The organism is Lacisediminihabitans sp., from assembly GCF_036569425.1.
Taxonomy (GTDB): Bacteria; Actinomycetota; Actinomycetes; order Actinomycetales; family Microbacteriaceae; genus Lacisediminihabitans.
Map to the genome: position 1 here is coordinate 38,023 of NZ_DATCQQ010000040.1, position 15,846 is coordinate 53,868.

The window sequence follows — 15,846 nt, forward strand, 5'->3', positions numbered from 1 at the left end:
CCACGGGCCGGAAGCACCGGGCCCCTGCGGCAGGTCTAGGGACGGTCGGGGTCCAGGGACGCCTCATCCGGCGTCGAGAGCGAGAGCAGGGCCTCCTGGATGTGCTCGCTCCTGGTGAGCGTCTCTTCGATCCGGCGAAGCGAGTATGCGACGTGGGTCTCCGTGTCGTCACCGACGATGTCGACCGAGGCGACCAGGAAGACCCTTCCCGGTCCGACGAACTCCAGGTGCAGGTAGGTGACCCGGTCGATTTCCGGCTGGTCGAGAAGCCGGCGCAGCACCTCGTTGCGCAGCCGGGCATCCGGCATCTCGCCGACGAGGAACCTGCGGTTGCGGTCGATGAGCACGACGGCCACTCCGCCGAGAAGCACGCCGACCAGGATCGAACCGATCGAGTCGAACACCGCGAGGGCGGTCAGCTGGTGCAGCAGGATGCCGAGGAAGGCGATCAGCAGGCCGACGAGTGCCGCGGCATCCTCGGCGAACACCGCGCGCAGCGTGGCATTCGAGCTGGTGAGGGCATAGACCCCGGCGCTCGTTCCGCGGTCGATGCCGCCACGCCTGGCCTGACGGAAGGCCTGCGCGAACGAGAAGCTCTCGAGCAGGAACGAGACGGTGAGCACGAGGTAGGCGATGCCGAAGTTGGTGGCGTCTTCCGGCGCGATCAGCTGCTGGATTCCGTGGCTGATCGAGACGATGGACCCCGCGGTGAAGATGCCGAAGGCCGCGATCATCGACCAGACGTATGCCTCCCGGCCGTAGCCGAGCGGGTGCGGCTCGTCGCGCGCCTTCGTCGAGCGCCGGTCGGCGATGAGGAGGAAGATCTCGTTGCCGAAGTCCGCCCACGAGTGCGCCGTCTCGGCGACCATGGAGGCGGAGCCGGTGATGACGGACGCCACCGTCTTGGCGATCGCGACCAGAAGGTTGGAGCCGAGCGCGATCAGCACGGTGAGGGAGCCGCCGGCGACGGTGGGCGGTTCGGCCTCGGTCATCGCCTCAGTCTGGCAGGTCGCGCGGCGCGGACCCCGGCGGGCCATCCGTTCTCCGGTCTATCGGGGTACATCGGGTGTCCCCTTCATTGGTGCCCACGCTCGCGCTCGGCGACACCGCGACTCTCGTGATTGCCGCCCAGGCGACCGGGGCCGGCTCGAGCGGCCTCGTGGTCGCGCTCGCGGCGAACACCCTCGCCGACTTCGACCTCGCGAACAACGACGACTCCGCGAGCTTCAGCGCGGCGGTCGACCCGATCCGTCTCGCCTTCACCGGCTTCTCGGCCGGGGCGACGCCGTACATCGGCGGGCTCCTGCTCGCGCTCGGCATCATCGCGTTCCTCGTGAGCCGTCGACGCTTGAACCGCTAGGATTGACCCACAGACTACGATCCGGCCATCACCGGGGAGTCCTCGGAAGAACGGCGAACACCCCTCACGGGGCGGGCGGCAAGTAGAGCCGAGCGGGCAGGCCCGTCACAGCCGCAACGAGCGGTCGGAGTGATCCGGCAAGCGAGGTGGTACCGCGTCAGCCGCACCCGAGAGTGCGCCCGGCGTCCTCGTCCAGACAGCAATGACCTGGAGAGATATGACCTACCCCAAGAGCTCGCCCGACGCCGAACCGGCCGAACCGCTGCGCCCGAGCCCGAACTTTCCGGCCATCGAGCTCGAGGTGCTCGAGTTCTGGAAGCGGGACGGCACGTTCCAGGCCTCGATCGACCAGCGCGAGGGCGCAGAGGAGTGGGTGTTCTACGACGGGCCACCCTTCGCGAACGGCCTGCCGCACTACGGCCACCTGCTCACCGGGTACGCGAAGGACCTGTTCCCGCGCTACCAGACCATGCGCGGCAAGCAGGTGCACCGCCGGTTCGGCTGGGACACCCACGGGCTGCCGGCGGAGCTCGAGGCGATGCGCCAGCTCGGCATCACGGAGAAGCACCAGATCGAGGAGATGGGAATCGCCACCTTCAACGCGAAGGCGCGCGAGTCCGTGCTCGAATACACCCGCGAGTGGGAGGACTACGTCACCCGCCAGGCACGATGGGTCGACTTCGAGAACGACTACAAGACGCTCGACGTCACCTTCATGGAGTCGGTGATCTGGGCCTTCAAACAGCTCTACGACAAGGGCCTCGCGTACGAGGGATTCCGCGTGCTCCCGTACTGCTGGCACGACGAGACGCCGCTCTCCAACCACGAGCTGCGCATGGACGACGACGTCTATCGGATGCGGCAGGACCAGTCGGTGACCGTCACGTTCCCGCTCGACGGGGCGAAGGCCGAGAGCCTGCGTCTCACCGGGGTGAGGGCCCTCGCCTGGACGACGACGCCGTGGACCCTGCCCACCAACCTCGCCCTCGCCGTCGGCCCGGACATCCGATATGCGGTCGTGTCCAGCGGCCCGCTGGGCGCCGCGGACGGGTCGGCGGAGGGCGTCTCCGAGTTCCTCCTGGCCGCCGACACGGTGGCCACCTATGCGAAGGACCTCGGCTACGGTTCGCCCGAGGCCGCCGTCACCGCGATCGACCGCACCGTTCTCGGCGCCGAGCTCGCCGGCGTCACCTACGACCGGCTGTGGGACTACTACGCCGACGAGGAGGCCTGGGGCACCGGGAACGCCTGGCAGATCCTCGTCGCCGACTACGTCGCCACCGGCGAGGGCACCGGAATCGTGCACCAGGCGCCCGCTTACGGTGAAGACGACCAGGTCACCTGTGCCGCCGCCGGAATCCCGGTGATCATCTCCGTCGATGACGGAGGAAAGTTCCTGCCGATCGTCGCGGATGTCGCGGGCCTGCACGTCTTCGACGCGAACAAGCCGCTCGTGCAGAAGCTGCGAGCCGACGGGCGCCTGCTGCGCGTCGCGAGTTACGAGCACAGCTACCCGCACTGCTGGCGCTGCAAGAACCCGCTCATCTACAAGGCCGTGTCGAGCTGGTTCATCCGTGTCACCGAGATCCGCGAGCGCATGGTTCAGCTCAACCAGGAGATCAACTGGGTGCCGGAGAACGTGAAGGACGGCCAGTTCGGCAAGTGGATCGCCAACGCCCGGGACTGGTCGATCTCGCGCAACCGGTACTGGGGATCGCCGATCCCGATCTGGAAGAGCGACGACCCCGAGTATCCGCGCATCGACGTCTACGGTTCGCTCGACGAGCTCGAGGCCGACTTCGCCGATTTGCCAAGAAACGCAGCCGGCCAGCCTGACCTGCACCGCCCGTACATCGATGAGCTCACCCGCCCCAACCCCGACGACCCCACCGGCAGGTCCACGATGCGCCGCATCGAGGACGTGCTCGACGTGTGGTTCGACTCCGGCTCGATGCCCTTCGCCCAGGTGCACTACCCGTTCGAGAATGGGGAGTTCTTCGAGGAGCACAATCCGGCCGACTTCATCGTCGAGTACATCGGCCAGACCCGCGGCTGGTTCTATATGCTGCACGTGCTGTCGACCGCGCTCTTCGACCGACCCGCCTTCAAGAATGTGATCGTGCACGGAATCGTGCTCGGCAGCGACGGCCTGAAGATGTCCAAGTCGCTGCGCAACTATCCGGACGTCTCCGAGGTCTTCGACCGGGACGGCGCGGACGCGATGCGCTGGTTCCTCATGGCGTCATCCGTGATCCGCGGCGGCAACCTCATCGTCACGGAGGAGGGCATCCGCGAGGGCGTGCGCCAGCTCATGCTGCCGCTGTGGAACAGCTACTACTTCTTCACCCTCTACGCCAACGCCGCCGACTACACCGCCGAGTGGCGCACCGACTCCACCGACGTGCTCGACCGCTACCTGCTCGCCAAGACGCGCGAGCTCGTGGTCGACGTGACCACGCACCTCGACGGCCTCGACAGCCCGCTCGCCGCGCTCGCCCTGCGCGACTTCGGCGACGTGCTCACCAACTGGTACGTGCGACGCAGCCGTGACCGCTTCTGGTCTGGGGACACCGACACCGCCGAGGGGCGTGACGCGTTCGACACGCTGTACACCGTGCTGGAGACGCTCACCCGCCTCGCGGCGCCCCTCCTGCCGCTCATCAGCGAGCGCGTCTGGAAGGGACTCACCGGCGAACGCAGCGTGCACCTCACCGAGTGGCCGAACGCCGAGCGCTTCCCGCTCGACCACGAACTCGTCGCGGCGATGGACCGGGTGCGCGAGATCGCGTCCTCCGGCCTCGGGCTGCGCAAGGCGACAGGGCTCCGGGTGCGCCTGCCCCTCGCCGAGCTCACCGTGGTGGCCGGGAACGTGGCGTCCCTCGCCGGGTTCTCCGACATCCTGCGCGACGAACTCAACGTCAAGGCCGTGGTGCTGCGCGAGCTCGAGGAGGGCAGCCTCGCCGACTTCGGCATCACCCGCAAGCTCACGGTGAACGCCCGGGCGGCCGGTCCGCGCATCGGCAAGGCGGTGCAGGCCGTGATCCAGGCCGCACGGGCCGGCGACTGGTCGCCGAGCGGCGACGGAGTGCTGGTGGGCGGCATCGAGTTGGTCGACGGCGAGTTCGAGCTCGAGCTGCAGGCGGCGCACGAGGCCCAGGCCATCACCTTCCTGCCCGGCGGCGGCTTCGTGCTGCTCGACACCGAGACCACCTGGGAGCTCGAGGCGGAGGGCCTCGCCCGGGACATCATCCGTGCAGTGCAGGACACCCGCAAGGCCGCCGGCCTCGCCGTGAGCGACCGGATCGATCTCGCCATCTTCCTCGCCTCCGGTTCCGAGCGGTCGGGAGTAGAGCCCTTCGAAGACACGATCGCCAGGGAGACTCTCGCTCTCGCGATTGAGGTCCGTTCGACGGACGGCGAGAATGTTGAGACGTATGCCGCGCAACACGGCACACCCGGCGCCTTCCGGGCGCTCGTGCCGGCGGGCCAGTACGCGAACAGTGGCGACATTCTCGTCCAAGTCACCATCCACGGAGCAGGTACAGATGTCTAAGAACCACGACGCGCACGACCCGGAACTCAGCGACGACTCGCTATACCAGAACGACGCGGACCAGGTCTACCGCGAACTCCTCGACCGTGTCGGCGAGGCGAACCCGCAGCCGCGCCTCGGTCCCACCAGGCGCGTCGTCGAACTGCTCGGCGACCCGCAGCGGGCGTACTCGATCATCCACATCACGGGCACGAACGGCAAGACCTCCACCAGCCGCATCACCGAGAGCATCCTGCGCGCGTACGGGCTCCGCACGGGCCTCCTCACGAGCCCGCACCTCGTGCGGGTGAACGAGCGCATCGTGGTGGACGGCGAACCGATTTCCAACGAGGCGTTCGTCGCCAACTACCACGACATCCGGCCGTACCTGCTCATGGTGGACGCGGAACTCACGGCTGCGGGGGAGCTGCCGCTCACCTTCTTCGAGGCCTTTACCGCCCTCGCGTTCGCGAGCTTCGCGGACGCCCCGGTGGATGTCGCGGTGATCGAGGTCGGACTCGGCGGCGAGTGGGACTCCACCAACGTCGGCGACGGCGTCGTGGCCGTGTTCACCCCGATCTCGCTCGATCACACCGCCCGGCTCGGCAACACCGTCGCGCAGATCGCCGCCACCAAGTCCGGCATCATCAAGCCGGCCGCCGCCGTCGTCACCTCGACCCAGCAGCCGACCGCGCTCGCCGAACTCGAGCGCGCCGCCGAACTGACCGAGTCGAGCCTCGCCGTGCAGGGGAAGGCCTTCGAGCTGCTCGGCACGACCGTGGCGGTCGGCGGGCAGGTGCTCTCCGTGCGCGGACTCGCCGGCACATACAACGACCTCTTCCTGCCGCTCTTCGGCGACCACCAGGCGCAGAACGCAGCGGTCGCGATCGCGGCCGTCGAGTCGTTCCTCGGCGGCGGCGAGCAGGCGCTCGTCGGCGACGTCCTCGCCGAGGGCCTCGCCACGGCGGCATCCCCCGGCCGTCTCCAGGTGATCGGCGTCGAACCGACGGTGATCATCGACGCCGCCCACAATCCGGATGGCGCTGAATCGCTCACCAAGGCGATCGCCAGCTACTTCACCTTCGACGAGGTGGGGATCGTGCTCGGCGTGCTCGCCGACAAGGATGCGCGGGGCATCGTCTCCGCGCTCGTGCCGATCACCACGCGGTTCTTCGTCACCGCGTCGAGCTCCGACCGCGCAGTGCCGGTGGACGACCTCACGCCGATCGTGTTCGAGCTCGCCGGGGAGAAGGCCACGGACTCGTTCGACTCGGCCCAGGACGCGATCGATGCGGCGCGCGAGTGGGCGGCCCAGGAGCCGAGGCGCGGCGTCGTGATCACGGGATCCATCACCCTGATCGGCGAGGCGATCACTCTCGCCGAACAGGACGGCTGGAAGCGGTGACCGCGCAGCCGACGCCTGGCCGAGCGCGCCGGGAGCGTTCGGCGACCGAGTCGCTGCTCTCGATCGTGCTGCTGCTCGAGGCGGTGCTGGTGTTCTTCATCGCGCTCACCGCGTTCGGCCTGCGCGTGCTGCCGGCCGGCGCGGCCTTCGGCGGGGGAGCGGCGCTGCTCGTGTCCCTGCTGGTGATCGGTCGGCTCGTGCGCTACCGCTGGGGCGTCTGGCTCGGTTGGCTGGCGCAGGCCGTGCTGCTCGCCACCGGACTTCTGCTTCCGCTCATGTGGTTTATCGGCGCCGTCTTCGCCGCCCTCTGGACCTACTGCGCCATCACCGGCCGTCGCCTCGACCGCCGCAATGCCGTCTACCGCAACGCCCACTACCGAACCGAAACCACCGCAACGCCGGAAATGCCCGGCACTGAGGAGTCACCATGACCACCGTTGAAGAAACTCTCGTCCTCGTCAAGCCGGATGGGGTCTCCCGCAACCTCACGGGCGAGATCCTGCGCCGCATCGAGGCCAAGGGCTACCAGCTCGTCGACGTGAAGCTCGTCGAGGCCGACCGCGAACTGCTCGCCAAGCACTACGAGGAGCACGTCGGCAAGCCGTTCTACGAGCCCCTCGTCGAGTTCATGGAGAGCGGGCCCGTTGTGGCCCTGCGCATCGCCGGCGACCGCGTGATCGAGGGCTTCCGTTCGCTCGCCGGCACGACGGACCCCACCACCGCGGCGCCCGGCACCATCCGCGGCGACCTGGGACGAGACTGGGGCCTCAAGGTGCATCAGAACCTGGTGCACGGCTCGGACTCGCCGGAGTCGGCCGCGCGCGAGCTCGACCTCTGGTTCGACTGACCAACCCCGTTCACGCGGCGACCGCGCCCGGCCCCGCGGGTGTTCCCCTGTGCCACTTCCTGGCGCAGGGGAACGCCCCGGGTGGCAGGAAACTACCCGGCGGAGGCCGCCTTCTGCACGAACGCCGCGAACACCGCGGGATCCGTGATCGAACCGGTGAAGCGCTCGCCGTTCACGAAGACTGTCGGGGTGCCGGCGAACTTCTGCGGGGTGTTCGCGACGCCCTTGAATGTCACCGTCTTTCCGGATGGGTCGATGCGGGCGGTGGCGGCCGTGACCCACGGCACGAAGGCCTGCGAGGTGATGCACGAGCTGATCTTGCTGCTGCTGCTTCCCGCGTCCTTGAGCACCGCGATCAGCTCCTTGTCCGTCTTGCCCGAGGTGTTTTCGGCCGGTTGGTTGGCGAAGAGCGCCGTGTTCACGGCGTTGAAGTTGTTCGGGTCGTAGTTGGCGACGCAGGCCGCGGCGCTGGCGGCCCGGCTCGAGTACTTGTTCCCCAGCGAGTTCGCGTCGAGGAACGCGATCGGGTGAATCTCGAGGCTCGCCGCTCCCGAGGCGACCATCGACTCGATCTGCTGGGCGTTCGCCGCCTCGAACTGCTGGCAGTACGGGCACTGGTAGTCGATGTAGGTGACGATGCGCACGCCGCTCTTCAGCGTGGACGTGTCGATGGGCACGGGCTTGCCGCCGGCCTTGATCGCGGGGGTCGGCACCGCGGCCAGCGTGCTGCCGGTGAGCAGGATGCCGTCGCTCGCCATGTTCTTCGGCCCGTCGCCGGTCGGCTTGTTGGCGTTCACGTTGACGATCACGAGGGCGACCACCGCGATGATCGCGATGACGCCGACGAGGATGCCGCCCTGCAGGAACACCCGGTTGCGGCGCTGCCGCCGCTTCTCGGTCTCGCGTTCGATCCTCGCCGTCTCGCGGGCGGCCTCTCGCCGATCCTTCTTTCCCGGCTGCGGGGAGTTGCGGTTGGCGGGAGGAGCGACCATGTGATGTGACCCAACGTTGTCGAATGAACAGGAACCGGTACTAACAATACGAAACGGTGCTCAGAGCATCCGTTACCCCGGCTGGGGTTTTGCCTAGAGGCGGTTGAGAACGTCCAGCTGGACCTGGGCGATGACCGCCACGACGACGTAGCTGAGCAGCGTGATGAGGGGCACGTAGCCGTAGGCGGCCGTGAACAGCCGGCGCGCTCTCGCCGGCACCCGGATGTTGCCCGACTTGAGGTTGTAGAGGGTGATCAACCAGAACGAGGGGATCGTGACCGACCAGGTCCCCATGCACCATGGACAGAGCGTTCCGAGGTCGAAGATGCTCTCGGTGATGAGCCAGACAACGAGCGCGAGGGCGCCGGTGATGCCCACATTGAGCGCGATCCAGAACCAGCGGGCGAAAGACACCCCGCTGATGATGAGCACGGCGATTACGAAGAGCGCCATCCACCCCCCGATCCCGAGCAGGGGATTCGGGAAGCCGAACAGCGAGCCCTGCCAGGACTTGAGGTTCTTGCCGCACTGCACGAGCACGCTGACGTTGCAGGAGGGAGCGACGTCGGGCGTGGTGAACGTGCCCACCTTGTCGACGGTGAGCCGGCACGCGGCGAAGAAGCCGACGACGGAGGCCACCGCCAGGAACATGCCGAGCTCGAGCGGACGCCCGTCCCGCCGCAGTCGAGGCACCGTGAGGGCGAACACCAGCGCCATGAGCACGAGTTGCGCGGCGAGCAACCAGGTGAAGGCGAGGTAGGCGGCCCAGATCTCAAAGACCACGCCGACCGCGAAGACGGTTCCGAGCGCGCGCCACCAGGCGGGGGAGACGGATGCCCCGGCGAGCTGGGCGGCACCGACGGTGAGCGCGATCACGAAGATGGCCATCGAGAAGGCCGAGGACGGGTAGCCGAGCTCGTTGTCGGCTCCGATGAGCTTCGGGATGCCGATCGCCGTCTCGATGCCGACGAACGCGATCACGGTGCTGAGGAACGAGACCAGCACCCCGACGGCGCCGAGGGAGGTCAGAAGGATCCCGGACCGCGACGGGCGGTTTTCCGGCGAGTTCGGAGTCACCCTCGGATTATTGCATGCCCCAAATGCCGCATTGCTGGCAATGCGTGCGATAATTTGGTTTAGTCACCCGAGCCGCGCTCGATGTGACGCCAGAGAATGCTTACCGGGCATCAAACCGGGCCACGAAGAATCGGTACGTCGTAAGACAGTGCCGCTCACCAGACCGTGTCGGATAGCAAGTTCCGAGCAGTGAGAACGAAACTAAGACGAGCGAGACCAGAGCCAGCTCCAACCGGAGCACCGTCCACAAATGCCGTGCCAGGAGGCAGGGCATCACCAGGCACAGGCCGGTCTCGGAACGTGAGAATTAGCGGGATGTTCGCCGAGGCGCCAGATTCGCCGAAGCGTACGGCCGCACGAGAGAGTACCCGGTAGGCGGCGCGGTCGCCTGCAGCGGGCTAGGAGTGCACCAGCGATGGTGGAGACAACTGACAACAATGACGGCGCAACACCGAACGAGGGCAAGAGGCGCAGCCGTCTCTTCGGCGGTCGCAGGGCGAAGGCAGCCGCCGCGCCACCCGTGAGCGCGCCGGAGACCACGGCTCCGCCAGCACAGCAGGCGCCCGTGCAGCAGGCAGCGCCGGATTCCAAGCGCGAACAGCCGACGGAGGTCACCGTCCCGGTCGCCGCGCCGCGCCGTCGCAGCGCCCCGCGCGCCACGGTCACGACCGACGCGACGGCGGCGGCCGGCCCGGTTGCCGATCAGCCCGCCGCCGATCAGCCCGCCGTCGAGCAGTCGGCTCCGGCGAAGCGAGCGCCGGCCAGGCGCTCGTCCGCGCCGAAGGCCGCGCCACGCGTCGCGCCGAAGTCCGAGGCCAACCAGCCAGACGCCAACGAGCCCGGCGCCGGCACGCAGCAGGCGGAACCGAAGAAGGCCCCGGCCCGCAGCCGGTCCAGCAAGCCGGTCGACTCTCCGGCGGCCGAGACGGCGTCGCAGCCGGAACAGCCCGAACGGCCGACGCAGCCGACGCAGCCGACGCAACCGACGCGGCCGGCCCGCCCCACGACATCCCTGCTCTTCCAGGCCCCCGACCTGCCGGTGCTGATGCCCCGCCCGGCCGGACGCTCCGGTGGACAGGGTCCGCAGGAACCGCGCGACGACTTCGAAGAGACCGCGACCGTGCGCCGTCGGTCCCGCCGGCGCTCCGGCGAAGAGGACCGCGAGGCCGGCAACGGCAACCCGGCCAACACCGTCGTCAAGGTGCGCACCCCGCGACCGGCACCCGAACTGAGCAATGAGCCGACGAAGGTTCGCGGCTCCACCCGCCTCGAGGCGAAGAAGCAGCGTCGTCGTGACGGCCGGGATGCCGGACGCCGCCGCCCTGTCATCACTGAGGCCGAGTTCCTCGCCCGCCGCGAGAGCGTCGACCGCACGATGGTGGTGCGCTCCAAGTTCGACCGCATCCAGATCGGCGTGCTCGAAGACGGCGTGCTCGTCGAGCACTACGTGGCGAAGGCCGCAGACGCGAGCCTCATCGGCAACGTCTACCTCGGGCGGGTGCAGAACGTGCTCCCGAGCATGGAGGCGGCGTTCGTCGACATCGGGCGCGGCCGCAACGCCGTGCTCTACTCCGGTGAGGTGGATTGGGAGGCCGCCGCCGAGAACTCGAGCGACGGCAAGAGCCAGGCCCGCCGCATCGAGCTCGCCCTCAAGCCGGGCGACAAGGTGCTCGTGCAGGTGACGAAGGACCCGGTCGGTCACAAGGGCGCGCGCCTCACAAGCCAGGTGAGCCTGCCGGGACGCTACCTCGTCTACGTGCCAAACGGATCCATGAACGGCATCTCCCGCAAGCTTCCGGACACCGAGCGTGCGCGTCTCAAGAAGATCCTCAAGGAGGTTCTGCCAGACAACGTGGGCGTCATCGTGCGCACCGCGGCCGAGGGCGCCACCGAGGAGCAGCTCACCCTCGACGTGAACCGGCTCACCTCCCAGTGGGCCGCGATCAGCGAGACGCTTGAGAACGTGCAGGCGCCCGCGCTGCTGCACAGCGAGCCCGACCTGCTCGTCAAGATCGTGCGCGACGTGTTCAACGAGGACTTCCACACGCTCGTGATCGAGGGGGAGGATGCCCTCGGCACGATCTCCACCTACCTCAAGCAGGTTGCGCCGGACCTCATCGACCGGCTGCAGACCTACGAGGGCACCGTCGACTCGTTCGACGAGTACCGCATCACGGAGCAGATCGAGAAGGCGCTCGACCGCAAGGTCTGGCTGCCCTCCGGCGGTTCGCTCGTGATCGACCGCACAGAGGCGATGACCGTCGTCGACGTCAACACGGGCAAGTTCGTGGGCTCCGGCGGAAACCTCGAGGAGACGGTCACCAAGAACAACCTCGAGGCCGCCGAGGAGATCGTGCGCCAGCTTCGCCTGCGCGACATCGGCGGGATCATCGTCGTCGACTTCATCGACATGGTGCTCGAGTCCAACCGCGATCTCGTGCTCCGCCGACTCGTCGAGTGCCTCAGCCGCGACCGCACCAAGCACCAGGTGGCCGAGGTCACCTCGCTCGGTCTCGTGCAGATGACGCGCAAGAAGCTCGGCCTCGGCCTCATCGAGTCGTTCAGCGAGCCGTGCGAGCACTGCGCGGGCCGCGGCATCGTCATCCATCACGACCCGGTCACCAAGCACCGCCAGACGGCGCAGCCCGAAATCCGTCGCAGCCGCGGCAAGGGCGGCAACAGCGGCGGAAACGGCGGAAACGGAAACGGAAACGGCGGCGACTCCGGACGCGGCCAGTCCAGTGGATCGGCCCAGAAGTCCACGAGCGGAACGCACGCCATCACCGACGACGTGAAGAACGCGCTCGCCCAGATCGCGGCCTCCACCATCGCGCACTCGAACGAGCCGGCCCACCACCAGGCAGAACAGGCCAGGGAGCCGGTCGAGCACGCGGTGGAGCAGGCCTCCGTCGCCGCGGCGGAAGCCGCCGTGGAGATCCTTGACATCCCGGTGAAGAAGACCGCTCGTGCCCCGCGCACGATCAGTCCGCGGGACGCCGAGCAGATTCTCGACTCGGTGCTCGACGCCCTGCCCGAGCCGAAGCAGCCTGGCCAGGGCCGTGCGCGCACGAGCCGCCGCGTGTCGAGCGCGGGCCCCGTGCGCACGTCATCCAGCGACGCCGAGTCTTCGCCCGAGGTGTAGCGAGGCGCAGCGTTCCTCGCGGAACGGTGTTCTAGGATTTGGCGGGTGGGTACCCGGGCGGCTGAGCGAGAGCGAGCTCGCATCGGAGTACCCACCATCGTCGGGCTGACCGTCGGCGTGGTCGGCGTCGGTGCGGCGTTCCTGATTCGCGCGACCACGCCGAGCCTCGGCCGGTGGTCGTTGCCCAACCAGCTTCAGGACCTGATCACGCTGAGCATCAGCGTGATCGTCGAGTCCCTCCCCTTCGTGATCCTCGGGGTTCTCCTCTCCATCCTCGTGCAGGTGTGGATTCCCGATCACTGGATCATGCGGGTGCTTCCCTCCCAGCCGGCGCTGCGGCGGGCCGTCATCTCCCTCCTCGGCATCTTCCTGCCGGTCTGCGAGTGCGGCAACGTGCCTCTCGCACGGGGGCTCATCGTCAAGGGCTTCACCGTCTCCGAGTCGATGACGTTCCTTCTGGCCGCCCCCATCGTCAACCCGATCACCATTATCACGACCGGGCAGGCATTCGGTTTCGACAGCCCGATCTTCGTGGCGAGGCTCCTCGGCGGGTTCGCGATCGCGAACGTCGTCGGCTGGCTCTTCTCGCTGCATTCGCGCCAGGAGAGCCTACTCACGGACCGGTTCGCCGCCGAGTGCCGGCTGCCGGATGCCCACGAGCACCGGCAGACGCGCGCCCGGAAGAGCGTCGAGCTGTTCGCGCGCGAGGCGGGCGTGATCATGCCCGCGCTGTTCATCGGATCGCTCGTCGCGGGACTGGTGCAAGTGGTCGTGCCCCGCGGCGTGCTGCTCAATCTGGGCAGCAACCCCGTCTGGTCGATCCTCGCCATGATGGTGCTCGCGTTCGTGATTTCGGTGTGTTCGAACGTGGACTCGTTCTTCATCCTGCCGTTCGCCAGCACCTTCATGCCCGGATCGGTGGCCGTCTTCCTCCTGTTCGGACCCATCGTCGACATCAAGATGCTCACGCTGATGCGCACCACCTTCACCGCCCGCGTGCTCGTGCAGCTCACCGTCGTCGTCGCGCTCATGAGCGCGGTCATCGGGTTGGTGATCAACTATGTGGCTTAAGCTCCGCCGCGCCCGCGGAATCGTGCTCTGCATCGCGGCTCTGGTCTCCACGGTCTGGCTCGCGCTGACCAACCAGCTAATCCTTTACATCCACCCGCGCTACATCGTGTTCACGGTGATCATGGCCGCCGTGGGCCTCGCGATCGTGGTCGCGAGTCTCGCCCGCCGGCCAGACCACGATCACGACGAGCAGCCTGTCGGGTGGCGGGCGGTCGTCTCCAACACGGCCACGGTGTCCACTCTTGTGCTCGCCGCCGGACTCATCGTCGTGCCGCCGGCCACCCTCACCACGGCCACGGCCGACCAGCGGGTGATCAACAGCACGAACGTCGGACAGAGCTCCAAGACCCTGGATTCGGCCGCGGTGGCCCCCGCGAATGCGTCTGCGCGGTTCTCGGTGGCCGACTGGGCCTCACTGCTGCGCCAGACCACGGACTCGTCGTTCTATCGGAACAAGCCGGTCGATGTGACCGGCTTCGTCACGGCGGACAAGGACGATGCGAACAACATATTCTACGTCTCGCGTTTCGTGATCACCTGTTGTGCGGTCGACGCGCAGCCGGTGGGAGTACCGGTGTACCTGCCCGACTGGAGGAATGCCCTCGCGCCCAACCAGTGGGTGCAGGTGAAGGGAGAATTCGACTCGAACCCGAGCCGGTCGAGCCAGCAGCCCGTCGTGATCGTGCCCGCCTCGACCGCCAAAGTGGAGCAGCCGAGTGAGCCGTACCTCTACTGACTTCGACCGCCGCTCCGCGTCCGACCGCCGCTTCCGGCGCGCTCTCGCGCTCACCGTCGCCATCCTCGTCGCGGTCTGCGGCACCTTTGCGGTGCTCGACTACCTGCAGGGTCCCAAGCTGTCGTCCAGTCAGGTGGACGCGACAAAGGCCGTCGAGCAGCCCGGCCAGCAGCTGAGGCTGTTCGCCGACCAGAACCTGGCGCGCGTGTCGAAATCGCAGGTGACGGTGAGCCCGAAGGCCGGCTTCACCGTGAGCACCGCCGGGCAGGCGATCGCGGTGCAGTTCGACCAGCGGCTCGACTACGCCACGAACTACTCCGTGACGGTGCGCGGCGTGACGAGCGCCTACCAGCAGTAGCCGCAGACCTTCCGCTCGAGCTTCACCACACCCGGCGCCGAGTCGTTCTCCCTGGATCGCGCTGATCCCGCGTCAGGGGGCGACGACGAGATCATTCGCACGAAGCTGCGCAGCACCGGGCGCACCGTGGTCTACTCGGCACCCCACGTCGAGCAGTTCGTGGCCTTCGCCGCCCTGCTCGCCGTGGTGAGCACGGGCGCGGACGGGGCCAGCGAGCTCGCCCTGGTGAGTCTCGGCGGGGGAGCCGTCGAGCAGATCCCGTTGCCCGGAGCGGGCACGATCCGGGGGCTTCGGGCCGCTCCTGCCGCGGGCAGGCTCGGCTTCGAGTTCACGAGCACCGGACCTCCTGCCGGTCGCGAATACGACAGCACCCTGATGACCGTGGATCTGTTGGGGGCGCACACCGTGCAGCCGATTGCCGGGCTCGATTCGAAGCCGCTCGCCGTCGACGACTGGTGCTTCCTGGGTGCGGGGGACAGCATCGTCGCCCATCGATTCGATCAGTCCGTGCTCCTCATCGACCCGTCGAAACCCCGCGGAATCACGCCACTCGGCCAGTACGCCGAACTCGACGGAGGTTCGCCCGACGGCTCGACGATCGTTGTCGCGGATGCCGTCAGCAGGATGACACTGAGCATCGCCACCGGAAAGACCACCCGGCTTCCCGTGCTCGACATCGGAGGCGAACACGCCTTCGGCGGCCGGCTGGAGCTGCTGGGTGCTGGCACGGCGCGGGTGCAGAAGGTGGTCGTGACCGGCGCCGGGAACACCTTTGCGAGTCTCCTGGTGTTCGAGTCCGGCGGCTCGGCGCGCATCCTCTACCGCACGGTCGGCGACCGCGGAAGCATCGACGACTTCCGGGTGTCGCCCAAAGGCCAGTACGTGGCGATCAGCACCGTGCCCGACGTCTCGACGAGCATCTCCGACGGCTATGCGGCGAATCCGCAGTCCACCTCGGTCACGACCGTCTTCGTCGACATCGCCTCGGGCAACCTCGTGCGCGGCGTCACGGGCTTCGACGTCAATTGGTAGCGTCGAGAGCGCGCCGTTCGCGCTGAGACACCCGCAGACCGCTGGCCGCGAGGCGTTCCACCAGTTGCCTTATCGTGACCGGTTCGGCACCGGCCGCCACGAGTTCGTCGAACCGGGCCTCCGGCACGTCGTAGTGGTCCAGGTCGAACCCGCGGCGGGGGATTCCCATCCGGAGAGCGAACGCGTGCAGTTCCTCGAGCGAGCTGTCGCTGACCAGATGCGACCAGAGCATGTCGTGCGCAGGCCACCTAGGCTGGTCTATCAACACGGTCATTGGCCGATTCTAGACACGGC

14 protein-coding genes are annotated in these 15,846 nt (G+C 68.0%); 10 read left to right on the top strand and 4 right to left on the bottom strand.

The genetic code is table 11. From position 1 onward, the window contains the following. Nucleotides 1–35 precede the first annotated feature (35 nt). Nucleotides 36–992 carry a cation diffusion facilitator family transporter gene (locus VIM54_RS07665; RefSeq protein ID WP_331900251.1) on the bottom strand — a complete coding sequence of 319 codons (957 nt, stop codon included), beginning with the start codon at nt 990–992 and terminating at the stop codon, nt 36–38. An 89-nt stretch (nt 993–1,081) separates the two neighbouring features. On the opposite strand from VIM54_RS07665, the gene VIM54_RS07670 reads away from it, so the two are divergent. The 5 genes from VIM54_RS07670 (at nt 1,082) to ndk (ending at nt 7,144) form a co-directional block, all read left to right on the top strand. Then, nucleotides 1,082–1,360, top strand: a complete 279-nt coding sequence (locus VIM54_RS07670) for a hypothetical protein (RefSeq protein WP_331900253.1) — start codon at nt 1,082–1,084, stop codon at nt 1,358–1,360. 217 nt (nt 1,361–1,577) lie between these two features. Beyond that, nucleotides 1,578–4,913: an isoleucine--tRNA ligase gene (gene ileS, locus VIM54_RS07675; RefSeq protein WP_331900306.1), complete on the top strand. Its 3,336-nt coding sequence runs from the start codon at nt 1,578–1,580 to the stop codon at nt 4,911–4,913. Then, entirely contained in the window at nt 4,906–6,297 is a 1,392-nt protein-coding gene (locus VIM54_RS07680) for a folylpolyglutamate synthase/dihydrofolate synthase family protein (protein ID WP_331900255.1), read from the top strand. Before ileS ends, VIM54_RS07680 begins: the two co-directional genes overlap by 8 nt. After that, nucleotides 6,294–6,728 carry a DUF4233 domain-containing protein gene (locus VIM54_RS07685; RefSeq protein WP_331900257.1) on the top strand — a complete coding sequence of 145 codons (435 nt, stop codon included), beginning with the start codon at nt 6,294–6,296 and terminating at the stop codon, nt 6,726–6,728. The genes VIM54_RS07680 and VIM54_RS07685 overlap by 4 nt, the downstream gene beginning before the upstream one ends. Then, on the top strand, nt 6,725–7,144 hold the full coding sequence (gene ndk, locus VIM54_RS07690; RefSeq protein WP_331900259.1) for a nucleoside-diphosphate kinase: 420 nt from the start codon (nt 6,725–6,727) through the stop codon (nt 7,142–7,144). The genes VIM54_RS07685 and ndk overlap by 4 nt, the downstream gene beginning before the upstream one ends. A 92-nt stretch (nt 7,145–7,236) precedes the next feature. Here the strand turns inward: ndk and VIM54_RS07695 are convergent, their stop codons facing one another. Further along, nucleotides 7,237–8,136, bottom strand: a complete 900-nt coding sequence (locus VIM54_RS07695) for a DsbA family protein (protein WP_331900261.1) — start codon at nt 8,134–8,136, stop codon at nt 7,237–7,239. A 93-nt stretch (nt 8,137–8,229) separates the two neighbouring features. Beyond that, nucleotides 8,230–9,213 carry a vitamin K epoxide reductase family protein gene (locus VIM54_RS07700; RefSeq protein WP_331900263.1) on the bottom strand — a complete coding sequence of 328 codons (984 nt, stop codon included), beginning with the start codon at nt 9,211–9,213 and terminating at the stop codon, nt 8,230–8,232. A 415-nt stretch (nt 9,214–9,628) separates the two neighbouring features. Here VIM54_RS07700 and VIM54_RS07705 point away from each other — a divergent pair, with 415 nt between their 5' ends. From VIM54_RS07705 to VIM54_RS07725, 5 genes are all read left to right on the top strand, one after another. Next, on the top strand, nt 9,629–12,355 hold the full coding sequence (locus VIM54_RS07705) for an Rne/Rng family ribonuclease (RefSeq protein WP_331900264.1): 2,727 nt from the start codon (nt 9,629–9,631) through the stop codon (nt 12,353–12,355). 45 nt (nt 12,356–12,400) lie between these two features. Next, nucleotides 12,401–13,426, top strand: coding sequence for a permease (locus tag VIM54_RS07710; RefSeq protein WP_331900265.1), 1,026 nt, complete (start codon nt 12,401–12,403; stop codon nt 13,424–13,426). Next, the gene (locus tag VIM54_RS07715; RefSeq protein WP_331900266.1) at nt 13,416–14,162 is read left to right on the top strand and encodes a TIGR03943 family putative permease subunit; all 747 of its coding nucleotides are present in this window, start codon (nt 13,416–13,418) and stop codon (nt 14,160–14,162) included. The genes VIM54_RS07710 and VIM54_RS07715 overlap by 11 nt, the downstream gene beginning before the upstream one ends. Continuing rightward, nucleotides 14,143–14,520, top strand: coding sequence for a hypothetical protein (locus VIM54_RS07720; protein WP_331900267.1), 378 nt, complete (start codon nt 14,143–14,145; stop codon nt 14,518–14,520). The genes VIM54_RS07715 and VIM54_RS07720 overlap by 20 nt, the downstream gene beginning before the upstream one ends. 126 nt (nt 14,521–14,646) lie before the next feature. Further along, on the top strand, nt 14,647–15,552 hold the full coding sequence (locus VIM54_RS07725; RefSeq protein WP_331900268.1) for a hypothetical protein: 906 nt from the start codon (nt 14,647–14,649) through the stop codon (nt 15,550–15,552). Here the strand turns inward: VIM54_RS07725 and VIM54_RS07730 are convergent. Further along, on the bottom strand, nt 15,542–15,826 hold the full coding sequence (locus VIM54_RS07730; protein ID WP_331900270.1) for a DUF4031 domain-containing protein: 285 nt from the start codon (nt 15,824–15,826) through the stop codon (nt 15,542–15,544). The genes VIM54_RS07725 and VIM54_RS07730 overlap by 11 nt on opposite strands. Between the last annotated feature and the right edge of the window lie 20 nt (nt 15,827–15,846).